Raw genomic sequence first — 22,222 nt, 5'->3', positions numbered from 1 at the left:
AGTTGCGCCTTTATCACACTTCTTACTAAAAATGGCCGACCTCTGTGAGACGTTTTCTATACTCTGTTAACAATTTTGTTACATGGAGATGTTATGTCAGATTCTAAACAGCAACTTTATTATCCCTCTGCCGAAGTGGTGCAACAGGCCAATGTGCAGGAGTATCCAATACGTTATCAGCAATCAATTAGTGATAGAGAGGGGTTTTGGGCTGAGCAAGCCAAACTACTGCAATGGTATCAACCTTGGGATAAGGTGCTGGATGAGAGTAATAAGCCATTTTACAAGTGGTTTGTCGGCGGTAAAACTAATATCGTTTTAAATGCGATTGACCGTCATATAACGGGAGTGGATCGCAATAAATTGGCGATCATTTGGGAAAGTGAAGCGGGTGCCGTACGCAGCTTCTCCTACTACGCTCTCAATCGTGAAGTCTGTCAATTTGCTAATATTCTAACCAGCATGGGGGTGAAAAAGGGCGACATTGTAACTATCTATATGCCCCAGATCCCCGAGTTGGTGTTTGCTATGTTAGCTTGCGCTAAAATTGGTGCCGTGCACAGTGTTGTTTATGGCGGTTTCAGTTATGAAGCGTTAGCTTCACGCATCAGTGATGCCGATAGCCGTGTTTTACTGACCGCTGATGGCGGCTCACGGCGAGGTAAAAAAATAGATCTGAAAAGTATTGCTGATGAAGCGATGAAGCGCTCCCCAACAATTGAAGTGTGCATTACCGTTAAATACAATCAATTGGACGTTAATATGGAGGCGGCGCGTGACTTTTGGTATCACGATTTAAAAGCGCTGCCCATTGCCAGCCCAAAATGTGCAACCGTTGAGCTGGACGCTGAAGATCCGCTCTTTATCCTGTATACCTCCGGCACCACGGGCAAACCTAAAGGGATGTTACATACCCATGGCGGATATAGCGTATATACCAGTACCACCCATAAAATGGCCTTTGATATTAAACCTGAAGATCGCTGGTGGTGCGCCGCTGATCCGGGTTGGATAACCGGTCATAGTTATATTGTTTACGGCCCGCTTATCAATGGTGCGACGATTATGTTGTATGAAGGTGCGCCCGATTATCCTTACCCCAACCGCTGGTGGCAGATGGTAGAAAAATACGGCATTAATATTTTATATACTTCGCCCACTGCGATTAGGGGATTAATGCGCTTTGGTGACCAATGGGCAAAACGCCATGATCTTTCCAGTTTACGTCTGCTTGGCAGTGTTGGTGAGCCCATTAATCCTGAGGCTTGGCGTTGGTACCATGAGGTGATTGGGAAAGGTCGATGTCCGATTATTGATACCTGGTGGCAAACGGAAACCGGTGGTTTTGTGATCTGCCCGTTACCTATCACCCCGCTTAAACCCGGCTCCGCCGCGCAACCCTTTTTTGGTAATGAGATAGGTGTGGTGGACGACCTGGGTAATGAAGTTCCTACGGGGGAAGAGGGGAAACTGGTCATTAAAAATCCGTGGCCGGGTATGGCGCGCACCATAATGGGGGATGATCAACGTTATGCTGAGCTGTATTGGGGTGACTATAAAGATAAAGGTTATTACAAAGCGGGGGATTCGGCAAAAATGGATGCAGATGGTTATATCTGGATCATCGGGCGCATGGATGAAGTCTTAAAAGTTTCCGGTTACCGTCTCGGCACGGCGGAGATTGAAAGTGCGCTGGTCAGCCATAGCGCGGTCAACGAGGCCGCCGCCATTGGTTTGCCGCATGAGCTAAAAGGGAATGCCATTCATACCTATGTGATCCTCAAAGCTGGGATCACGGGCAGTAAAAGTTTACAACTTGAACTGCAGCAGCATGTGGCCAATGAGCTGGGTAAAATTGCGCAGCCCGAAGAGGTTGTATTTGTCGAAAGTCTGCCGAAAACGCGATCTGGTAAGATAATGCGCCGTTTACTACGCGCTAAAGCGTTAGGCTTGGATGAGGGCGATTTAAGTACATTAGAAGAGTAGCTTATCATTCCCATACCGCGCTGGGAATGGGAGATAAAAGCGTTGTGTTCGCCGTACATTTTGCTGCGGCGAAGATCTCTATAGGGGAATGTTATGCAGATATTTTTCATGAGTAGCTGTATGTTTATACCCAAGCTACCTCAATATGCTGATTCCTGCATCTTGAAGTGGTTTGGGTATAGCAGCCAATACTGTCATTTGCGTATAGTAAGTTGTTTCTGTTTAAACCAAAATTCCATAAAATCAGCCGTTAAACTTTGCTCTATTGCCATTGCACGTTCTGTCGGGCAAAAAATAGTAAATAAGACTTGCGTGTCTCCAATCTCTGAAGTCGCTACTTGTATATGAGGATCTGGCCCTGCAATATTTACATCTAAACGGTTTTCAATGATCTGATTATAACGGATAGCCACGTCGTTGAAGTCAGCACAATACTCATAAGCTTTTGCATATAGCTCATCCAAAAAAGAAAATGGGTTTACACTTGCATCACGGGTAATAGTGAAATGATGCATCGCATAACGTTTTAAGAAATTTAAATTTTTGATAGAAGATGTGATTAACTTACTATTTGGTAAATAAAGCGTTTTACCCGTATATTCATAGGCATCAATATTGACCTCTAATAAGGTAAGTTTAGCCCAGTCGGTCGAGTGAACCTCGCCATAGTCATCACCAACTTGTATCCAATCACCAATACGAAATGGGCGACTGGAAATAATGTACAAAAATCCGATGAAGCATTGAATAAACTCTCTTGTGGCAATCACAATAGCGACAGTAAATGCAGCAATAGAAATTGCAAATTTTTGAAATTCAACAGACCAAATATTTAAAATACCAATTAAAATAAACACGGTAACTGCATTGTCCAGCATGTTGATTTTTAATCGTTTATTGTGTTTCTCTTTTTTATTGATTAACTTTACAAGAAAAAACTTACTTAGCATTACGAATAAAATTAAGCTGATGGTTAATACAATTTTATTAACCATTAGCGCGTGAAAAATGTTAGTTGCAGTTAAATTAATAAATGAGAACGTCTCAAGCATTATGGGTAATACCTTAAAGTTATAGAAAATAGATTAGTTTTTTTTGTTTTTGCATTAATTAGTTTCAGCTCCTCTAATATATCATTAACGACAAATCAAATAACACTCGTATTGTGTTCTTTTACGGCTCTGTTGCAGATAATTGTTGTCTATAATATTCAATAAACATAACTTATTGAAGGTAAAAGCGATGGACGTGGAATTATTTGTTTTTGTTGAAAAACTTGTCCGTGCAGTGATAATGGCCTGCAGGAAACCCGAACTGTTTAGTGTTATAAATAGATGCGCGTTGTTAAAATTAACGCTTCTGAGGCTGTATCGATTGATAATGCTAATAGCAAAACTGCCTTTTTATGGCATCATCACTTTATCCGCAAGATTTTCTCGATTGTTACAATTAAGGTGTATCGTGATTTTTTTTAATTAACAGTATAAAAGGAACGCTTAAATGGAAAGCTACGAAGCCTTATTGGCCACCTTAGCCCTGACCATGGGCGCATCATGGGCCAGTGGAGTCAATTTATATGCGGCCCTGCTGGTGCTGGGTTTGGGCGGGGTAAGTGGTAATATAGATTTACCTCAAGGACTTGAAGTGCTTGAAAATCCGCTGGTTATAGGCGCCGCAGGGCTAATGTATGTTGTCGAATTCGTTGTCGATAAAACGCCGGGGGTTGATAGTGGTTGGGACGCTATTTCTACATTTATTCGCTTGCCTGCCGGTGCCATGCTCGCGGCCGGCGCCGTGGGTGATGTCACTCCCGCACTGGAAATAGCCGCCGGTATAATGGGGGGAGGGTTAGCGGCCACCAGTCATGCCACCAAGGCTGGAACGCGACTGCTCATTAACACATCACCTGAGCCCGTGACTAATTGGACGGCATCAATCAGCGAAGATTTATTGGTGCTCGGTGGGCTGTGGACAGCGCTTAATCATCCCGGTGTTTTTATCATTCTGATGGTGCTATTTATAATCTTGGCGATTTTGATTTTGCCTAAGTTATGGCGCTTAATTAAACTGCTGCTGCGGAAAATTGGTCAATTCTTTGGTTTGGTTGAGCGAAGGGAAGGAGAGTGATAAAGAGTCGCAATCAAGGTCAATAAAAGAGAGCGGGGTCTGCGCAGGGGTAAATAACGCTCGCTCTCGATTTAAAAATCCGCCTGTTGCTAACATTGAAGAGGTATATCAGATACTGCAGTAACTGATAAACGCTCTTTTTTTCCTCCAGTGGTCAAGGCACCGTAATCTACCTTGAATTCATGAAAGAACACGCTGTAATAACGTGCATATCGTTTGGTAACGCTCTGGTAAATTTCGGGTCCGTTTTTGTACTAAATAAAGTGTTTCTTCCACTTTTTTTGCAGTTTGAGCAATATAAAGAGACTCTTTTTGCGAGAAGTTTTCTACTGCGCTTTCTGGCAATACTGTAAACCCAACTCCGTTTGCAACGGGAAGTAATATTTGGTTAAGTTGATTGATATAGCCGGACTTTGGTAACTCATCCAAATTTATATTAGCCAATTCCTTTTCTCCACATAAATCGAAGTAAAGTGATAAGTAATGCATCGCATCAGGATGATCAACTAATCCACAGTTAAACAGCAACTCTGTGGTGATTTGTTTATTCTCATATGACTTTGGCAGCAACAAACATAAGGTTTCGCTACCAATGATCTCACTTTGATAAAAGCTACTATTTGGAATGTGTGTCACTATGCCTAAGTCGATATTACCTGATTGAACTTCAGTCAGGATTTTTTGATTGGGCGCGGCTTCAAGATGAATACTCAAATCGGGATGCTGTTGTTGTAATGACAAAAGCTTCGGATAGATAAGCAACGCCAAAGAGCCTGAACAAGACAAAGTACATTGACCTGAGTAGGGGTTATCAAAACTCAGCTTCTCGATCAGGCTAGCTTCATCTTTAGCGGATTTTAGCGCGTATTCATAAACCATTTTTCCTTGTTCAGTGAGTTCAAACCCCTTATTTTCACGCCTAATTAGAGAATAACCACATGCACTCTCTAGCTTTTTTATATGCTGACTTACACCTGGCTGAGTCATATTCAGTTTTTCAGCCGTTTGCGTAAAGTGGCCAACTTCTACCAGGGTTGTAAATGTATTAAGCCAAAGTGGATTAAGCATGATGGGTCGACCTATCTTGATAATAAAAAATTATTATAATGAGAAGTAATGATAATTTCAAACATATAATAGATGGGCGTATATTTCTCTCATCGCAAAAGAAAGATTTTTCTTAATGCAATTAATTGAGGTGATTATGTCTACATCAGAACTAACTCCATACCCAAGAACGTTTTCTCATATCGGTATTTCTGTACCTGACCTTGAAGCAGCTGTTAAGTTTTATACTGAAGTACTCGGTTGGTATATGATTATGGAGCCAACTGACGTTGTTGAAGATGACTCAGCAATCGGTGCAATGTGCACGGATGTTTTCGGAGCAGGTTGGGATACATTCCGCATTGCTCACTTGTCGACGGGGGATCGCATCGGTATTGAACTGTTTGAATTTAAAAATCAGGAAAACCCGGAAGATAATTTTGAATATTGGAAAACCGGTGTGTTTCATTTCAGCGTACAGGATCCAAATTTAGAAGAACTGGCAGAAAAGATCGTTGCAGCAGGCGGTAAGAAACGGATGAAAGCACCACGTTATTACTACCCGGGCGAAAAGCCTTACCGCATGATTTATATGGAAGACCCATTTGGTAATATTATTGAAATTTATAGTCATAGCTATGAGTTACATTACGCCAGTGGCGCATACAACGCTTAATTCAGATAAAAAGCCTCATTTATAGTGAGGCTTTAACAGGACTACAGATGAAATTTTTACACACTATGATCCGAGTGACTGACCTTGAACAATCGATCGCGTTTTATACCAATTTGCTTGGCATGACAGTATTAGAGCGATCTGAAAACAGTGAGTATCGCTATACATTAGTGTTTGTCGGTTACGAAAACCAAGCAGACGGTACAAGCATCGAATTGACCTACAACTGGGATCCGAAACAATATGATCTGGGCAATGCTTTTGGTCATCTCGCACTTGGCGTAGAGGATATCTATGCGGCATGCGACAACATAAAAATATTAGGCGGTAACGTGACACGTGAGCCGGGACAAGTTAAAGGTGGCTCAACGCATATTGCATTTATTAGCGATCCTGACGGATACCAAATTGAGCTAATTCAAACAAGCTAATTAACAAAGGAAACAGATAATGAAAAATTTACTATTTCAACCGTTACAATTGGGCAGTATCTCACTCAAGAATCGTATCGTGATGGCGCCAATGACTCGCGCTCGAGCCAGTCAACCGGGTAATGTGGCCAATGATATAATGGCAGAGTATTATGCACAGCGTGCTACTGCAGGCCTTATTGTAACCGAAGGTACTCAGATCTCTGCACTCGGCCAAGGTTACGCCTGGACACCCGGTATTTATACGCCAGAGCAAATTGATGGCTGGAAAAAGGTCACTGATGCTGTCCACCATAAAAGTGGTGTCATATTCGCGCAACTTTGGCATGTTGGACGTGTTTCTCACCCGGATAATACGGGAGGAGAACAGCCAATATCTTCTTCTGCAATAAAAGCTGACAATGTAAAAGTGTTTATCGATAACGGCGCGGATGAAAATGGCTTTGTTGACGTTGTAGAGCCGCGGAAAATGACAATATCAGATATCAAGCAAGTAGTGGAAGAGTACCGTCAAGCAGCACTTAATGCGCTTGAGGCTGGATTTGATGGCATCGAATTGCATTCTGCAAATGGTTATTTAATCAACCAGTTTATTGATTCAGAAGCTAACAATCGAAGCGATCAATACGGTGGCTCTATCGAAAATAGATTACGTTTTTTAGGTGAAGTTGTTGGCGCTATGGTTGATGCTATAGGCGCTGAGCGTGTTGGTGTCCGTCTGGCGCCGTTTACATCACTAAATGGTACTGTTGACGCCACGCCAGTCGAAACATACACGGCAGCCGCGGCATTACTTAATAAATACAAGATTGTTTATCTCCATATTGCAGAAGTTGACTGGGATGATGCACCCGATACGCCGCAAGCATTTAAGCAAGCGCTACGTGAAGTCTATCAAGGTGTTCTAATTTATGCCGGCCGTTATAACGCCGAGAAAGCAGAGCAGGCTATTACTGAAGGGGTCGCCGATATGATTGCTTTTGGGCGATCCTTTGTCTCTAACCCAGATCTTCCCAATCGTATTAAAGAAGGCTACCCATTAGCGCAGCACGATCCGGATACACTGTTTGGCGGTGCACAAAAAGGGCTTACCGATTACCCTGAATATAATAAGTAGGTTATAACGGCAAAATAGCGCCTAAAATCAACTCTCTAAGAGCAACTTGGTTGCTCTTTAATATTTAGATCATCTGCTTAAAATTTATTTAGAAATACAGCCGTACTTCAAAACAGATAATAAAAGTAAGGCGTTGTGATCTCTCTTTAAAATATTTCGTGACTGCCTGACAATCCCTTAACAAGAGAAAAAACCATGCGCGGAGCGTTTTATCTATTAATGGCAACGCTTCTTGCGGCCGTTGGATGGATTGCATCAAAATTAGTCGTTGTAGAGGTGCCTGGAGACATTTTTATTGCAGCTAGATTTCTGATTGCCAGTCTCATTTTATCTCCTTTTTGTTACCAAAACGTTCTCAGTCTAAAAGCTAAGCAAGTGATTTCTGCTTGCGCTGTTGGCCTTGTTTTAGCACTCTCAATTCAAGTCTGGGTGTATGCCGTTTCTATAACTAACAGCCTTTCAGGGGGAGCTTTTATCATGAGCTTAGCCATGATAATTGCGCCATTGACTTCATGGTTGTTTTTTCAAACAAGACCCAACAAGGCCTTTTGGTTGGTATTGCCGGTTGCCATGATAGGGATGATGCTGCTGACTCTGTCTAATGGCTGGCATGTCGAGAAAAGTCAGTGGTGTTTCTTACTCTCTTCAGCATTACTTTCCGTACATTTTGTGTTTAATAAAAAAGTGACAAAAGACGTTAAGCCGTTGGACTCTATATTTTTACAACTATTCACCGTCGGGATCAGCAGTGCAATTTTTGTCGCCTTTACCAAGCACGCACCTTACGAATTAAGTAACAGCGTTATATGTTGGTTTGTTGTTTCTACAATTGTCGCGACCACACTGCGTTATTTGCTTCAGGCAGTAGGGCAGTATTCGGTAAAGATCGAAACTGCTTCATTGATTATGATTTTAGAGCCTATTTGGACATTAATACTCAGCATAACGATGCTGGATGAGACAGTTGAACCGCAAAAAATAATAGGTGCCACTGTTATTTTCTTGTCGTTATTTGTTTATACAAAGCTTTCCAGGCGATAGCTGATTTTTTATGAGGTGACGTGATTACCCCTCTTTTAATTATTTCCCCAATATATTTAATCGTCACAGCCCTGAGGGATGTCGTCATTTTTACATTTACTAATCGGTCACTGTGAATTTGACGACGTTCGCTTCTTCGTGGAAGCTATATATAGAGTAATAAATTGAATTTGTTCACTTTTTTTGTTTTTTTAAGGCGCTTTGCGGGCAGGTGGTGGCTGAGATATTTTGCATTATTTATCTGTTGATACTACCTAAGTTTATTTTTCTCCCTCCAATTTTATCAGTATTAGCTTATTTTTTTGCGAATATTAGTTTGACTTAGCTCACACTTCATCGTATATAATCTCCCATCTCTAAAAATTTCAGGCTTGAGTGATCTGCCATTTAGGATTGTGATCCTCGCCATTTGTTCATCTAGTTTGCTTATATCTGAATTGTGCTTTCGTCAGCAAGCTATACCGAAGGAGAAACACCATGAATTATCAAATTGATACACGCACTGCTGATTATGAAATGTTCAAAAGCAATGCGCTAGCTAGCCAAAATGTTGTTAGCAAAGAAAGTTGTGAAGAGAAGTTACTGAATCACAGTGCTTCACAAAAGAGTGAAAAAGCAAACGTTATTCTGCATGCCTTTGACTGGCCCTACGCTCATATCGCCCAAAATGCGCAAGTTATTGGTGAAATGGGATATCGCTCAGTCTTGGTTTCGCCACCGATGAAATCTTTCAAACATGAAGATGGAACACAATGGTGGCAGCGCTATCAACCTCAAGATTATCGTGTTATTGATAATCAGTTGGGCAATACGGAACATTTTATCGCCATGACTAAAGCGCTCGAAAAACACGGTATTCGTGTTTATGCGGATGTTGTTTTTAATCACATGGCTAACGAAGCATATCAACGATCTGATCTGCAATATCCATGCGCAGCAGATATCAAAAGATATGATGATCAGAAAGAGGAATACCAGTCACAGATTTTGTTTGGTGATTTGAGTGAGCCTCTATTTCGTGAAGAACATTTTGTAGATGCATTTTCTATTAAAGACTGGAAAGACCCCTGGGAAGTACAAAATGGCAGAATAACGGGGGGAGCAACAGATCCGGGGCTGCCAAAGCTGAAAGTCTGTGATTATGTTATCGAGCAGCAACGAAGCTACCTTAAGGCGCTGAAAAATATCGGCGTCATGGGTTTCCGGATTGATGCCGCAAAACATATGACGCTTGACCATCTGCAGCGCGTCTGGACTGCAGATATTATTGAAAATATGCATATTTTCGGTGAAATCATTACCGATGGGGGAACCATAAAAGAAGAGTATCAACTTTTCCTGCAGCCTTACCTCGAAAAAACAACGCTGGGGGCGTACGATTTTCCATTGTTCAGTACCGTATTTCAGGCGTTTCAAAAAGAGGGGAGTATGGCGTCGCTGATTGACCCCTATTGCTTTGGCTTGGCGCTATTGAATGTCAGGGCGATCACTTTCGCGATCACCCACGATATTCCAAATAATGATACATTTAAGTCATTGATTCTCAAAGAAGAGGATGAGTGGCTTGCGTATAGCTATATACTGGGTCGTGATGGTGGTGTACCGCTGGTTTATACAGATTTAAACCCGAGTAATATATTAAGCAGCAACGGCAAGCCTCGCTGGATTGACTCATGGAAAGATCCACGTATGGCAAAAATGATTCAGTTTCACAACTATGTCCACGGCGAACCTATGGCCCCGATTATTGCGGACAAAGAGATTCTCGTTTTTGCCAGAGGGGAGAAGGGGATAGTGGTGATCAATAAGTCAGATTCAGAGGTCCTTGTGCATTTTGAGTGGCATAAAGAGATGCGAGATCTGCTTACTGGTTGCAATTATGAACTTGAATCGAATCAGTTAAATTTAGCCGTTAATAGTAAGTCATATTTGATGCTGGTTTAGTGCTCACTGAGCTATTTAACTGAATATTGGCGAACTCTCTCAGAGTCATTGGATTTGGAATAAAAGCTCCTTTTCGCTCGTTTTATCTCAAGCGAGCGAAATAGTCTGCTGTATTTTCTCATTATTGATCACTTAATATATTTAACGTCTTGCAGACTTTTAACCTGCAAGACGTTTTATGATTGTTTTTTTAAGTAGGAGGCGTTCATTTGTATTTTAATTAATACTAAACAAGGCATTTTTGCCAATGGAAAAATTATGAAAGCTTGGTCAGATACCGACAAGGAGTAGAATAAAGCTGTTCAAAATCACTGTTAGGCCAAAGGCGTACTTCTCTCTTTTTGTAATAAATATGCGCCATTGTGGTGCGGCATACGTTTATTGTGGTGCAGTATACCGCTCGAGGTTTTTTTTTATCCCCAACTCCCTCCAGAAACTTTCCCCTTTAATTTAAAAAGAACTTTAAAAACAGCAGGTTAAAGTTAATTTGTTAAAATAAAAGTATTTCCATAACGTTGGCGCAATATATGCTGAGTTACCTTGGTAGTATTAAAACATCACTCCGCAGCTGCGCTAATTAAAAGAAAAATAGCTAGCGTCAAGACTATAAAAGATAAAGCAAGTCGATCTTTTTTGAACTTCAATAAACTATAGGAAATGTGATCAAGGTGCTGAGTGGTTACTTTAAATTTTGCTATAGTATTGATAATGTTAAAAAAATTAACATCAGCTTACAAAGATTAACATCCATTTAGAAACAGGGAGGCGTTATAAAAATGCAAGATGTTGAAGCGTGGTGTATCGAGTAGACCCGCTAAGATAAAGCCGATATAAAATAAAAAAACCCAAGGAGAAAGTATGAAGTTAGTAAAGAAAATTTCGTTAGTCGTTGCTTCAATTGCAGCAATAGGTGCTTTTTCTGCCGCTAGTGCAGATCAGCTTGATGACGTTATAAACCGTGGTACTTTAAATTGTGGTGTTGTGCTTGATTTTCCACCAATGGGCTATACAGATAAAGACAATAAACCAGCTGGTTTTGATGTTGATTATTGTAACGATTTGGCAAAAGTTTTAAACGTAAAATCAAATGTAATTAATCTGACCTGGGGCGATCGAATCCCTTCATTGATTTCTGCTAAAACAGATGTTGTTATTGGATCTACTTCAGACACATTAGCGCGTGCAAAATCTGTTGGCTTTACCTATCCCTATTTTGTTTTCAAGTTTCAAGTTTTGTCTAAGAAAGGTGTGAAAATGGTCTCTTTTGAAGACCTTAAAAATGTCAAGGTTGGTGCCGCTCTTGGTACGACATATGAAACTGAGTACTTTAAATATGCAGATTCAAAAGGCTGGGGAAGAGATAACTATACTTCTTTCAAATCCGAAAATGATGCATTTTTGGGATTATATCAAGGCAAAATAGATGCGCTTATATCTACAAATACAAATATAGCCACAAAACTTACTTCAGGTCAGTTTGATAGTTTCATAGCCGGACCTTATGTTCCAAACTATGATGATGTGGTAGGTCTTATTGTAAGAAGAAATGAACTTGCTTGGAAAAATTATCTAAATCTATTTTTGGTTCATCAAATTAGAGATGGAAGATTAAATGAGTTACATATGAAACATTTTGGAACGCCCGTATCGGCTGATATGGTGCAATCATTAAGAGATAATAAATAATCTTTTTGTCGAGAATTAATGGAAAAAAAGTCAACCTCCAGCTCTGCTGGAGGATATCACTATTTGCAACCTCAGGAATTATCAGCAGCCTTCTCAGTCATGATCCGCCTAAAGTTATAAGATGAGAAAACACCAACAAAATAAACGTTAAAGTTTACGGTTTTGGATTGTAAATATCATAGAGTTTGGATACCAAAATATCGAAAAAAAGTCTCTATAAAGATTTGAGACGAGATGAACAGATAATAAGCAACCATATTCACTACCAAGCGCAACAAGGGCGCAGAATTAATCCGCTTTGAGCGGTTCATTAAATCAAGCCTCCGACTTTTTCTGAGGTATTTGACTAGTTAAGGCTCATCAAAGAAGCTTATAAAGAGGACATATGGACAATTATGAATTTCATTGGAATGTTGTATTGGATGCATTCCCGCAACTTTTAAGTGGGGCGTTTACAACGATACATGTATCTGTTTTATCTATGCTTGTAGGTATAGTTATTGCGGTCTTGTTAGCTTTAGGGAAGATGTCAAGTTCGAAAAGTTTTTATCATATTGCAAATATCTGGATAGAAACAGCAAGAAATTTACCGGCACTTTTTCTCATCTACATGGCGTACTTTGGTCTAGGTGCCTATGGCATCCATCTTAGTCCCTATTTTTCGGTTTTTTTTGCGTTAGTATTTATAAATGCAGGATACTTGGCAGAAACATTTAGAGGGGGGTTTGAATCAATTCCAAAGACTCAATATAGTGCGGCAAAATCGCTAGGAATGAATCGTTTTAAGGTTTACAGATATGTGATATTGCCACAAATGTTTAGACGAATTTATCATCCAATGACAAATCAATTTGTTTGGTCAATATTGATGAGTTCTCTTGGTATACTTGTGGGCATGAATGAGCTATCAGGTGAGACGCAAAGACTGCAATCTACCTCATTTAGAACCTTAGAGTTTTTTATCGTCGCAGCTGCGATGTACTTTGTGATAACAAAATTGGTGCTGTTGGCATCAAGCTTGATTGCAAAAAAAGTTTTTAAAGGGGATCTTTCATAATGAATTTATTTACTCCTTTATCCTGGAATGATACTGGCTTTATCTTAACCGGTATTTTAAATACAGTGTATATATCTGTCGTTGCGATAATTGTCGGAACAATTTTAGGGTTATTAATCGGATTTTTGAGAGCAGAATCAAATAAATATGTCAATGTTCTCTTAGGTGGGTTTTTAGATATTCTAAGATCTGTACCACTTATTATTCAACTTATCCTTTTTAGTACTTTTATTGGTGCTATGGGACACCCACTATCTCCTTTTATTGCCGGCTCAATTATATTGTCTCTTTATACAATGTCATTTATGAGTGAAGTCTTTAGAAGTGGATTTAATAGTGTTCCAGATTCCATGAGAACAGCGTCAAGATCGCTGGGTATGAGTTACCTGCAAACAGTATGGTACATTAGGATGCCGATAGGAATGAGAGCCGTTTTCCCTTCTTGGATTGGTGTCGCGCTTAGTGTTATAAAAGACTCTGCACTTGTTTCAGTTATTGGATATATGGAATTACTTAGAACCGGAGAGCAGTTGATATCAAGGACACAAGAACCACTTATGATACTGATAGGAATAGGTTTGTTTTATTTTATGATCTCCTACCCCTTGTCGCGTTACGGTAAACATATAGAAAGGAAAATGGAAATATGATAGAAATTAAAGGCGTGCATAAATCTTTTGGAGATTTAGAAGTTTTAAAAGGGATTGATTTAGAGGTAAACAGCGGTGAAGTTGTTAGTATCATCGGTGCCAGCGGTAGTGGAAAATCTACACTTTTGTATTGTATTAATGCCATTGAGAAGATAAATAACGGCAAGATCATCGTTGATGGCGTGGATGTTCATAACAAAAAAACAGATAAAAATAAATTAAGACAGAATTTGGGAATGGTATTTCAACAGTGGAACTCTTTTCCTCATTTAACGGTATTAGAAAATGCGGCGCTTGCTCCGCGGATTGTAAAAGGTTTTACTAAAGAAGAAGCAGAAGAGATTGCCAGAAAAGAGCTATTTCACGTTGGCCTTGGTGATAAACTTGATCAATATCCTACAAGAATGTCTGGAGGACAACAGCAACGACTCGCCATCGCTAGAGCATTAGCAATGGAGCCTGCTTATATGTTATTTGATGAGGTGACCTCGGCACTTGACCCAGAACTAGTTGGTGAAGTTTTGGATACGTTAAGATTGCTTCGTGATGATGGTATGACTATGATTTGTGTTACTCATGAGATATCGTTTGCGAAAGAAGTATCTGATAAAGTTGCATTTTTTCATGAAGGATTGATTGAAGAAATGGGTTCACCTGAACAAGTTTTGGATAATCCTCAGAGAGAGAGAACACAACAATTTTTAAGTAAAGTTCTCTGATCACCTTAAACTTAACGCGCAGTTAAGCAGGAGGGTTGATCCTGACTGTTTAAATTGCCTTTTAAATACAGGGGCGATCTGATTAAAGGGGAAAGGTGTTATCTTTTTCCTTTTCGATAGATAGTATCTGTTGTAAGTCGCTTTGGGTACAAAGCGACTTACAAAGATTAGCAGACTGAGTGGGAAATGCTTAACTCGTCACCTGATTATTCAAAGATTATGACTTGACTAGCCTACCGAGCTAAGGACTATCACCTTTTAATTTTTACCGATTTATCTCTACAAACTGTCTGTATTTCGCTCTTTCATTGATATGAAAAAGAGGTCAAATTGAAAACTTAAGCTAAAGTATATTTTAAAGCTTATGAAAAATGACGTTTTATTCTACCTATACTCTTCGAACTTTCTAGCTTTCCAGCATTCTTGCCTTTCAGCCCTACGACTTATTATCCTTAATGCCTGCTACCAAAAAATCGACTGCGGCTTTAATCTTAGGCACTTGGTAACGCTGTTTCTGATACAACAAAAACATCCCTAAATTTGGATTTCTGGTCACCGTTAATGCAGGTTTCACGGTTAACTCAACTAATTCACCCGATGCTAAATAATCTGTAATTGCCCAACGAGGCATCATTAAAATGCCAGCCCCTGCAATCGCTTTTTGTAATAACCAATTGCGATTATTAGTCATTAGCAAAGGTGGCGCTGAGACATCATGCCACTGACCTTTTATTTCACATAACCAAGGCGTTGGCCCAGCGGGTGTTTTAAAATACAGCCCTTGATGCTGTTTTAAACATAACGCATCAGAGGGGTAACCAAATTTATCTATATAACTTGCAGAAGCAACAGGAATAAAATCATTATTTATTAATTTAATGGCAATAACGCGCTGATCAGGGGCGTAACCGCCTCGTATGGCTAAATCAACTTCATCCCTTGCCAGCGTTGATAATTCATCACTTAAATTTACATTTAAAATCACTTGAGGATATAAAACAGAAAACGCATCTAATAGCGGCAATAAAACTTGCTCACCAAAACCAACCGTTGAGCTGATATTTAATACCCCCATTGGCGTTGTTTGATAAGAACGCACCGATTCATCGCTTATTTCAAGGGATCTTATAATTTCACTCACCTGCTGATAATAACGCTGCCCGATTTCAGTTAATGTTACAACCCGGGTTGAGCGCTTTAATAAGGTGGCTCCCAAGCTTTTCTCTAAATTTGCAATACGCCGTGAAAGTGATGATGGCGGCACCGAAAATACAGCCGCAGCACTAGTAAAACTCCCCTTTTCGACAACTTGGACAAAATATTTAAGAGCACGTAACTGATCCATAGTCATTTCCCTTTCATTTCACGATAGTCTAGCTATTAAACAATAGCTGGTCTGAATAACTAGTGATCATAAACCTATTGTTGTCTTTATAACAATAAAGAAAAGCAGATTAGGGGGATATATCTGACGCTTTAAAGTGGCCATAATGACTCTATCAGTTAGCGAATGCATCTCTTAAAAGGAATATAACCATGGCAACATTTACTGCAGTTAATTTAATTAAACGTCCTACCGGCGGCCCTATTGACTCATCATTATTTGAAGTCGTTAAAAAAACGATTCCGACTATTGGAGCAGGGCAGTTTCTGGTAAAACAGCAACATATGTCACTTGATCCGGCCATGTTTGGTTGGATGAGCTCTGATACAAACAGTTACATCCCGCCCGTTGCATTGGGCGAGGTGATGCGCAGTTCCGGCATCGGTGAAGTGACGATGAGTAACCATCCTGATTTTGAAGTTGGTGATCGTGTGATGGGCATGATGGGGTGGCAAGAATATTTTTTAAGTGATGGTAAAGGGTTAAATAAAGTAACGGCTCCACTACCTAATGAAAGTGTTTTATCCGTATTTGCATTACCCGGTTTAACCGCGGTACAAGGTTTGTTTAACGTGGGCAAACCTAAAAAAGGTGAAACACTGATCGTTACAGGTGCCGCCGGTTCAGTTGGTTCAATCGTTGGACAACTCGCAAAAGCTGAAGGTCTGCGGGTGATTGGAGTTGTCGGAAACCAGGAAAAAGCAGACTGGATAGTCAATGAGCTCGGTTTTGATGCCGCAATAAATTACAAAAGTGATGATTTAGACGCTCAACTGGCAAAAGCGGCACCAGATGGCATTGATTTATTCTTTGAAAATACAGGTGGCCCAATCCAACATTTCATATTTGATCGTATTAATGCACATGGCCGCGTTGTCGTCTGTGGATTAATTTCAGCTTATGATGCCGAAGTGCCTGACTTAGGTCCAAGCTGGTTAAATATTATTAAACGTCGTATCAGCATTCAAGGTTTTACTATGCCGGATCACTTTCATCAAATACCTGAGTTGTTAGAAAAATTAACACCTTATGTAATGGCTGGACAAATCAAACACCGCTCGCATGTATTACAAGGTGTCGAGTCTGCTATTGATGGCCTGAACTTATTCTCTACGGGTGAAAACAAAGGCAAGCTGATCGTTCAACTTTAATGTCAACTTTAATGTAGAAACGATGCTTTAATTATTCTTTGTTAGTTATTATTATTAGCTATGACAGGTTGCCACGCAAAGCGCGGCAACCTTTAATTTAATATAAAAAACAGTGTTCCGATAGTCATGATCCCCATCGTATAGGTAAATGCTTTTTTAGGTTTTGTGGTAGTCAATGGTTGAGCGATGCCTACTCCAAGATAAGCCCATAAACTGACTAACGTTAAATATGTCGCCGACACTGCCGTAATTAGCGATAGAAAGGCGTATACAGCCATCATAGTCGTAAAGTCCGCCAGCTTGCTTCTTATATTAAGAAACAAATTAATTGGTAACAATAATCCGAAAATTGATCTAAATAGAGATCTTCTGACTAAGACTTCTTCCGGGGTTCCTTGGTTGATACACTTTACTATCATTTTGGGTAAAAAAATAACGCTCATTTATCCCGGAGACAGTCCATGGAAATTAAATTGCAGTACGATATTAAAGTAAAGGAGCTATCGCGCAATGTGCCCAAATCGCCTGTGCTAGTGAATATTTAAGCTATTGCGGCGCTCACATTGTCCCGTCAGCGAGCACAATAACTCACGCTCAAAAAATCCCATTAGCGAATGTAATGAGCTAAGGTGCAACATCCCCTTACATTATTTTAAGGGAAGGTATATATCAGTTAATAACTCACTCTCAGGTACTTCTGGAAGTAAGTTTATATAATGAAAAAACATAGGAACATCTCTAAGTTCTTCTTTACTTTCAGGTAGCCACTTTCCATAGAAGTCATAAATTTTACTGTTCATTAAATCATGAGAACCGGTGTGGCGTAATACGGCACACCGACCACTAGGAAGAGTTTTATTAATGATTTTATGTGTATTAGCAGGAACATCGGATGTAATGGAACCACAAATATCAAATCTAAATTTACCTGGTTCTGTATAACTTGGATCATCATAAACAATGCCATAAGAATTACTGCTACTGACAGGGGAAAGACTACTTTCTTTTCTCCATTCAATAAAACGTTGAACAGACTCATTCAATAATCTAGGGTCACCACGATGCTCTAAGACAGCAACTTTCGTTTCTTCAAAATCAATAATTTTAATTTGCATGATATTATTTCCTTTATATTTGATTAAGTTATATTTTTCATGCCAAGGCTTCCATTCTGGTTTTTTTCTGAATTGTGAGGGGGTTTGTTTAAAGTTCTTTTTAAATGCTCTTGAAAAAGATTCGTGATTATCAAACCCTGAATCTAGTGCAATATCTATTACTTTAATATCTTGATTAAATACAAGTTGATAAGAAGCTCTTTTTAACCTTAATAACTGTATAAATTTAAAGACACTTATCCCCATATAAATAGAAAACTGTCGATGGAAGTGATATTTTGAGAAATTTGCTACCTTACTTAGTTTTTCAATAGATAAGTCTTCATCTAAATTATTGTAAATAAAGTCACATATATTATTAAACCTTTCAGCATACTTTTTTGCAGCATCATTTGTCATTTATATCCCCTTAACTAGAAATAATAATGCATTACTTAATGGATAATATCTTGACCGAAGTTGCTAACTTTAATTTTTTTACCCCTATACACGGCTGGTAAGTATATCTATATAAATTTCTAAGCTGCTATCCGATCCAAAAGCGTCTCCGCTAGTAGAAACCTCGACGCTCGCTAATTCCCATTTGCGAGCGTCGTAGTTCCCTAGTGAATTTGGTCACTGTTTTTTTGTTTTATAAGTCGCTTGGGGGCGATTGCGACTTAGCTTCCTAGGTTGGAAAGGGCACAAAGCGCCTCAGAAAATATTACATAAATAACTCTAAAATCGTGGCCAGAATTACTTTGCTACTTCACTCCACATATTAAAACCATCAGATCATAAAGTATCCTACTAAGACTTATGGCTTTTAGTTTGTATGTGTTTTTCATAAATTCACCAAAAATTTGATCACGACTGTTGTGGTTGATTATGGAGGCTGTAATTCAACGGCTTCGATTAACCCATTTTCTTGTAATGTTTTAAGTGTCGGACAACTAATATTGTGCGCTTTTAACTGCGCTGCGGATAATCTATTATCCTGCAATAAAGAGAGCCTGCTGCTATTTTTTAGCTTTGTTAAAGTCATCTAAGATAAAGTTTTTACCGGATAGCTGCCAATGCTCGCTACCTTTAAAGTAAAGTTTGTTTCTTTACCTTGGCGCAATGAAGAGGGAGCGTTTGCTGAAAAACATCGCCAAAAGGGTGCTGATAATAAAAGGCAGCCCAGCGTAAAAGTGACCAGAGGTTGTTATTGAGTAATTCTGTTTGATCAATTAACTGAGTGATCTTTTTTAATTTATCTATGGCGTAATCACAGTGCGGGTTAACTTCACAAATCATGCCGATCAGCTGTCTTTTACCGCCGAAAGGGATGCGTACACGGCAGCCGACCAGGTTATTTATATCTGTTTTAAGCAGCTCACTTAGTAGATAGTTTGGCAATAAATAATCGAACTGTTTATGCAGCGGAATCGCTAATGCGACACGGCAGATGATAGCTTGGCTCATAGTTTTAATTGGCAGCGAATAAAAAATATATTGTAACGTGCTTTAGAGTGGCCGACTAAATAAATGCAGTTAAAAAAGTGCTTTGTGTCTTAGGATGTTTTTGCTTTATAAAGTAAAAAAGGGATTATATTATTTTTTTCTATGCCTTTTCGTTGTGGAACAGTAAGTTAATATAGCGGTCTATGATGCGCAAATCCTATAATAAGGCTTGATGCAATAAGGGATTCAGACTAAGTTAATGAATAACGGAGTGTTAATCACTCATGATGAATTAATTCTCCCGATAAATAGCCAAGCGCACCATTACAAGTAGGTCCTATGAGCAATACTTTTACCAAACTAGTGAGCAAATTAACTCATTCTTTGGAGCAAGAAAACGGCCAAGAACTATTGGTTTTAATTGACCAATGTCATCCTGCTGAATTGGGGCGATTAATTGAATCGTTACCGAATAAATATCGAGATTATTTTTGGGACTTGATCCCACTTAAATATAAGGGTGAAGTATTACTCGCGGTGCATCGTGAGCTGCGCCTATTTTTAATTAAAAAAACCAGCGAAGCTGATCTTCTTAAATGCCTGTCTACTCTGCAAATGGATGAGTTGGCGGATATTGATGTAGATCTACCGTTATCTGTTGTGGGCGCCATGGTGGCGGCCATGGATAGTCAGCGAAAAGAGCGTTACCAGATCGTTGCCTCTTTTCCTGATCATACTGCTGGTGGGTTAATGGATGTCGATGCGACGGCGGTTAGAAAAGACGTTACTCTTAAGGCTGTGTATCGGTATTTGTGCCAATTGAGGAAAAGACAAGGCATGTTGCCCGAGCAACTCGACCAATTAGTGGTTGTAGACAGGGAAAATAAAGTACAAGGAACCCTTTATCTGAGTGACTTAGTTTCATTGGATAATTCTTTGTCCGTTGGTGACGTGATGAAAAACGACGTGCCATTAATCGATTCATTATTATCAGCAACTCAGGTTGCACAAATTTTTGAAGATCACGATTTAATATCTGCACCTGTTGTAGACAAAAATAATTGTCTGTTGGGACGGATAACCGTCGATGATGTTATCGATTTTTTAAAGCACAATTCAGAGCAGGGTTTATTGGCCTCAGCAGGTCTTAACAAAGAGTTGGATATGTTTGCGCCCGTCTCGCATATTTCTTTAAATAGGGCTATTTGGTTAGGTGCTAATTTAATTACCGCATTTGTGGCCGCCTGGGTGATCGGGTTTTTTGAATCATCTATCGAACAACTCGTTGCACTTGCCGTACTTATGCCGGTTGTGGCAAGTATGGGGGGGGTCACAGGAAGCCAAACACTTACCGTTGTAACGCGAGGTATCGCCCGCGATCTGGTGAGCAGTGCGAATATTGTTTCGCTGACTATACACGAATTAAAAGTATCTTTTATTAATGGACTATTGTGGGCGACTGTTGTCTTTTTTATTACCCTTTTCTGGTATGACGATTGGAAATTAGGCAGTGTTTTTGCACTTGCACTTTTTGTTGTTAGCCTAACAGGCACATTTTCAGGGGCCATTATTCCTATTTTATTGAAAAAACTTGGAGTAGATCCTGCCATTGCTGGTGGAGTTATACTGACAACGATTACTGATGCGGTGGGGTTCTTAATATTTCTGGGGACGGCGACTTATATTTTGATTTAATAGCAAGGTTCTTAATCAATATTCTGAGATGCAAAACCAGCTGCATTATCACAGCTGGATTTTTTATTGACTATAAAAGATCCTAATTATTCATTTTCATCTGACTGATCAGCATGAGAAGAACCTTCAAACTGCTCAACATCGGCTAATTTTCCGAACCAAAAATATGAACTGATAATCTTAAATTGTCGGCTTAAACCTTTACTTGGTAGTGATTCTAGCTTCCACAATATCCCTGCCGCTTCTGGAAATTGCGTACCCGTAATTTTATCTTCATACAATCGATCTGTTATTCCGCACCTAAATTACTATTAAAATTCACCTTTAAATTGTGATCTATATTTCAAAATTTTTATGTTTTTGAGAAAAATATAAAAACTATTGACCCCGATCTCTCTTTTTATTCTGGTCAAGTCCAACCGGACATCTGACTTTGTAAATTTTCATAGTTGATCGGAGATAAATTAGTGGCCAATTTTATTTGCCCACTAATTTATAGTCGGCTAGGTCATAATGGGGGCGAAAGCGGGATATATATCTGAGGCGCAAAGGGGCACAAACCGATTTAGATTATTTACTCTATTTGACTGTATTAACACAACAAATAACGTGCAATAAAATAGTTGGTTAAAATTAGCTACGCAGGAGCAAAGCCGACTGTTTGTTATCCCTATTTATTTACTAGCTTCTCACTTGTTAACCACTGAACACCGTAAAACTTAGCCAGATATAGATACAGTACCCGCCAAGTAGTATTCCGCCTTCTAACCGGCTCAGGCGACTTCCCGTGTACAAAAATAAAAACATGAATAAAAACGTCCCAAGCATAACCCCTTGATCAAACTGCATGATTCTTGCATTAACAGAATGAAGACACTCCCAGAATTCCAAGTAAGTTGAAGATATTACTTCCGAGTATATTTCCAACCGCTACATCAGCGTGCCGCCGAATGGCTGCTATCACCGATATA

21 protein-coding genes are annotated in these 22,222 nt (G+C 39.5%); 13 read left to right on the top strand and 8 right to left on the bottom strand.

From position 1 onward, the window contains the following. The first annotated feature begins 93 nt into the window (after window positions 1–93). Window positions 94–1,986, top strand: a complete 1,893-nt coding sequence (gene acs, locus ACJAT7_RS11605; RefSeq protein WP_415226963.1) for an acetate--CoA ligase — start codon at window positions 94–96, stop codon at window positions 1,984–1,986. A gap of 194 nt (window positions 1,987–2,180) precedes the next feature. Here acs and ACJAT7_RS11600 read toward each other — a convergent pair whose 3' ends face one another. Continuing rightward, window positions 2,181–3,038 carry a mechanosensitive ion channel family protein gene (locus ACJAT7_RS11600; RefSeq protein WP_415226962.1) on the bottom strand — a complete coding sequence of 286 codons (858 nt, stop codon included), beginning with the start codon at window positions 3,036–3,038 and terminating at the stop codon, window positions 2,181–2,183. Window positions 3,039–3,486: 448 nt separating this feature from the next. Here ACJAT7_RS11600 and ACJAT7_RS11595 point away from each other — a divergent pair, with 448 nt between their 5' ends. Further along, window positions 3,487–4,113 carry a DUF4126 domain-containing protein gene (locus tag ACJAT7_RS11595; RefSeq protein ID WP_415226961.1) on the top strand — a complete coding sequence of 209 codons (627 nt, stop codon included), beginning with the start codon at window positions 3,487–3,489 and terminating at the stop codon, window positions 4,111–4,113. A 180-nt stretch (window positions 4,114–4,293) separates the two neighbouring features. Here ACJAT7_RS11595 and ACJAT7_RS11590 read toward each other — a convergent pair whose 3' ends face one another. Continuing rightward, window positions 4,294–5,181 carry a LysR family transcriptional regulator gene (locus tag ACJAT7_RS11590; RefSeq protein WP_415226960.1) on the bottom strand — a complete coding sequence of 296 codons (888 nt, stop codon included), beginning with the start codon at window positions 5,179–5,181 and terminating at the stop codon, window positions 4,294–4,296. A 115-nt stretch (window positions 5,182–5,296) separates the two neighbouring features. Between ACJAT7_RS11590 and ACJAT7_RS11585 the strand changes: the two genes are divergently transcribed. From ACJAT7_RS11585 to ACJAT7_RS11545, 9 genes are all read left to right on the top strand, one after another. After that, entirely contained in the window at window positions 5,297–5,836 is a 540-nt protein-coding gene (locus ACJAT7_RS11585; protein ID WP_415226959.1) for a lactoylglutathione lyase family protein, read from the top strand. 47 nt (window positions 5,837–5,883) lie between these two features. Continuing rightward, a complete protein-coding gene (gene gloA, locus ACJAT7_RS11580; RefSeq protein WP_415226958.1) occupies window positions 5,884–6,267 on the top strand; it encodes a lactoylglutathione lyase in 384 nt (127 codons plus the stop codon). A gap of 19 nt (window positions 6,268–6,286) precedes the next feature. Continuing rightward, window positions 6,287–7,384 (top strand): alkene reductase, encoded by a 1,098-nt coding sequence (locus tag ACJAT7_RS11575; protein ID WP_415226957.1) that lies wholly within the window; start codon window positions 6,287–6,289, stop codon window positions 7,382–7,384. 195 nt (window positions 7,385–7,579) lie between these two features. Continuing rightward, window positions 7,580–8,425: a DMT family transporter gene (locus tag ACJAT7_RS11570; protein WP_415226956.1), complete on the top strand. Its 846-nt coding sequence runs from the start codon at window positions 7,580–7,582 to the stop codon at window positions 8,423–8,425. Window positions 8,426–8,902: 477 nt separating this feature from the next. Continuing rightward, window positions 8,903–10,369, top strand: coding sequence for an alpha-amylase family protein (locus tag ACJAT7_RS11565; protein ID WP_415226955.1), 1,467 nt, complete (start codon window positions 8,903–8,905; stop codon window positions 10,367–10,369). An 858-nt stretch (window positions 10,370–11,227) separates the two neighbouring features. Continuing rightward, window positions 11,228–12,055 (top strand): transporter substrate-binding domain-containing protein, encoded by an 828-nt coding sequence (locus tag ACJAT7_RS11560; RefSeq protein ID WP_415226954.1) that lies wholly within the window; start codon window positions 11,228–11,230, stop codon window positions 12,053–12,055. Window positions 12,056–12,440: 385 nt separating this feature from the next. Then, window positions 12,441–13,112 carry an amino acid ABC transporter permease gene (locus tag ACJAT7_RS11555; RefSeq protein ID WP_415226953.1) on the top strand — a complete coding sequence of 224 codons (672 nt, stop codon included), beginning with the start codon at window positions 12,441–12,443 and terminating at the stop codon, window positions 13,110–13,112. Next, window positions 13,112–13,762 (top strand): amino acid ABC transporter permease, encoded by a 651-nt coding sequence (locus tag ACJAT7_RS11550; RefSeq protein WP_415226952.1) that lies wholly within the window; start codon window positions 13,112–13,114, stop codon window positions 13,760–13,762. Before ACJAT7_RS11555 ends, ACJAT7_RS11550 begins: the two co-directional genes overlap by 1 nt. Next, complete coding sequence (locus ACJAT7_RS11545) at window positions 13,759–14,481, top strand: amino acid ABC transporter ATP-binding protein (RefSeq protein ID WP_415226951.1); 723 nt, start codon at window positions 13,759–13,761, stop codon at window positions 14,479–14,481. The genes ACJAT7_RS11550 and ACJAT7_RS11545 overlap by 4 nt, the downstream gene beginning before the upstream one ends. A gap of 436 nt (window positions 14,482–14,917) precedes the next feature. Here ACJAT7_RS11545 and ACJAT7_RS11540 read toward each other — a convergent pair whose 3' ends face one another. Further along, window positions 14,918–15,826 (bottom strand): LysR family transcriptional regulator, encoded by a 909-nt coding sequence (locus ACJAT7_RS11540; protein ID WP_415226950.1) that lies wholly within the window; start codon window positions 15,824–15,826, stop codon window positions 14,918–14,920. Window positions 15,827–16,017: 191 nt separating this feature from the next. Here ACJAT7_RS11540 and ACJAT7_RS11535 point away from each other — a divergent pair, with 191 nt between their 5' ends. Beyond that, complete coding sequence (locus tag ACJAT7_RS11535; protein ID WP_415226949.1) at window positions 16,018–17,016, top strand: NADP-dependent oxidoreductase; 999 nt, start codon at window positions 16,018–16,020, stop codon at window positions 17,014–17,016. Window positions 17,017–17,663: 647 nt separating this feature from the next. Here the strand turns inward: ACJAT7_RS11535 and ACJAT7_RS11530 are convergent. The 3 genes from ACJAT7_RS11530 to ACJAT7_RS11520 all read right to left on the bottom strand — a co-directional run bounded on the left by ACJAT7_RS11530 (window position 17,664) and on the right by ACJAT7_RS11520 (window position 19,577). Beyond that, window positions 17,664–18,530 (bottom strand): AraC family transcriptional regulator, encoded by an 867-nt coding sequence (locus ACJAT7_RS11530; RefSeq protein WP_415226948.1) that lies wholly within the window; start codon window positions 18,528–18,530, stop codon window positions 17,664–17,666. A 466-nt stretch (window positions 18,531–18,996) separates the two neighbouring features. Next, window positions 18,997–19,155: a hypothetical protein gene (locus tag ACJAT7_RS11525; RefSeq protein ID WP_415226947.1), complete on the bottom strand. Its 159-nt coding sequence runs from the start codon at window positions 19,153–19,155 to the stop codon at window positions 18,997–18,999. A gap of 44 nt (window positions 19,156–19,199) precedes the next feature. Continuing rightward, entirely contained in the window at window positions 19,200–19,577 is a 378-nt protein-coding gene (locus ACJAT7_RS11520; protein ID WP_415226946.1) for a hypothetical protein, read from the bottom strand. 318 nt (window positions 19,578–19,895) lie between these two features. Between ACJAT7_RS11520 and mgtE the strand changes: the two genes are divergently transcribed. Next, the gene (gene mgtE, locus ACJAT7_RS11515) at window positions 19,896–21,251 is read left to right on the top strand and encodes a magnesium transporter (RefSeq protein ID WP_415226945.1); all 1,356 of its coding nucleotides are present in this window, start codon (window positions 19,896–19,898) and stop codon (window positions 21,249–21,251) included. 86 nt (window positions 21,252–21,337) lie between these two features. Here mgtE and ACJAT7_RS11510 read toward each other — a convergent pair whose 3' ends face one another. Both ACJAT7_RS11510 and ACJAT7_RS11505 read right to left on the bottom strand, forming a co-directional pair. Further along, the gene (locus tag ACJAT7_RS11510; protein WP_415226944.1) at window positions 21,338–21,532 is read right to left on the bottom strand and encodes a hypothetical protein; all 195 of its coding nucleotides are present in this window, start codon (window positions 21,530–21,532) and stop codon (window positions 21,338–21,340) included. A 578-nt stretch (window positions 21,533–22,110) separates the two neighbouring features. Next, complete coding sequence (locus ACJAT7_RS11505; protein WP_415226964.1) at window positions 22,111–22,215, bottom strand: hypothetical protein; 105 nt, start codon at window positions 22,213–22,215, stop codon at window positions 22,111–22,113. Window positions 22,216–22,222 lie beyond the last annotated feature (7 nt).

The organism is Psychromonas sp., assembly GCF_047632995.1.
Taxonomy (GTDB): Bacteria; Pseudomonadota; Gammaproteobacteria; order Enterobacterales; family Psychromonadaceae; genus Psychromonas.
Note: the sequence above shows the minus strand (reverse complement) of the source record. Positions and strands in the feature narration are given on the sequence as shown.

What these genes read in the sequence shown, in the direction of transcription:
- acs (WP_415226963.1), top strand. Translation starts at nt 94, where the DNA reads ATGTCAGATTCTAAACAGCAACTTTATTATCCCTCTGCCGAAGTGGTG.
- ACJAT7_RS11600 (WP_415226962.1), bottom strand. Translation starts at nt 3,038, where the DNA reads ATGCTTGAGACGTTCTCATTTATTAATTTAACTGCAACTAACATTTTT.
- ACJAT7_RS11595 (WP_415226961.1), top strand. Translation starts at nt 3,487, where the DNA reads ATGGAAAGCTACGAAGCCTTATTGGCCACCTTAGCCCTGACCATGGGC.
- ACJAT7_RS11590 (WP_415226960.1), bottom strand. Translation starts at nt 5,181, where the DNA reads ATGCTTAATCCACTTTGGCTTAATACATTTACAACCCTGGTAGAAGTT.
- ACJAT7_RS11585 (WP_415226959.1), top strand. Translation starts at nt 5,297, where the DNA reads ATGCAATTAATTGAGGTGATTATGTCTACATCAGAACTAACTCCATAC.
- gloA (WP_415226958.1), top strand. Translation starts at nt 5,884, where the DNA reads ATGAAATTTTTACACACTATGATCCGAGTGACTGACCTTGAACAATCG.
- ACJAT7_RS11575 (WP_415226957.1), top strand. Translation starts at nt 6,287, where the DNA reads ATGAAAAATTTACTATTTCAACCGTTACAATTGGGCAGTATCTCACTC.
- ACJAT7_RS11570 (WP_415226956.1), top strand. Translation starts at nt 7,580, where the DNA reads ATGCGCGGAGCGTTTTATCTATTAATGGCAACGCTTCTTGCGGCCGTT.
- ACJAT7_RS11565 (WP_415226955.1), top strand. Translation starts at nt 8,903, where the DNA reads ATGAATTATCAAATTGATACACGCACTGCTGATTATGAAATGTTCAAA.
- ACJAT7_RS11560 (WP_415226954.1), top strand. Translation starts at nt 11,228, where the DNA reads ATGAAGTTAGTAAAGAAAATTTCGTTAGTCGTTGCTTCAATTGCAGCA.
- ACJAT7_RS11555 (WP_415226953.1), top strand. Translation starts at nt 12,441, where the DNA reads ATGGACAATTATGAATTTCATTGGAATGTTGTATTGGATGCATTCCCG.
- ACJAT7_RS11550 (WP_415226952.1), top strand. Translation starts at nt 13,112, where the DNA reads ATGAATTTATTTACTCCTTTATCCTGGAATGATACTGGCTTTATCTTA.
- ACJAT7_RS11545 (WP_415226951.1), top strand. Translation starts at nt 13,759, where the DNA reads ATGATAGAAATTAAAGGCGTGCATAAATCTTTTGGAGATTTAGAAGTT.
- ACJAT7_RS11540 (WP_415226950.1), bottom strand. Translation starts at nt 15,826, where the DNA reads ATGGATCAGTTACGTGCTCTTAAATATTTTGTCCAAGTTGTCGAAAAG.
- ACJAT7_RS11535 (WP_415226949.1), top strand. Translation starts at nt 16,018, where the DNA reads ATGGCAACATTTACTGCAGTTAATTTAATTAAACGTCCTACCGGCGGC.
- ACJAT7_RS11530 (WP_415226948.1), bottom strand. Translation starts at nt 18,530, where the DNA reads ATGACAAATGATGCTGCAAAAAAGTATGCTGAAAGGTTTAATAATATA.
- ACJAT7_RS11525 (WP_415226947.1), bottom strand. Translation starts at nt 19,155, where the DNA reads ATGACTTTAACAAAGCTAAAAAATAGCAGCAGGCTCTCTTTATTGCAG.
- ACJAT7_RS11520 (WP_415226946.1), bottom strand. Translation starts at nt 19,577, where the DNA reads ATGAGCCAAGCTATCATCTGCCGTGTCGCATTAGCGATTCCGCTGCAT.
- mgtE (WP_415226945.1), top strand. Translation starts at nt 19,896, where the DNA reads ATGAGCAATACTTTTACCAAACTAGTGAGCAAATTAACTCATTCTTTG.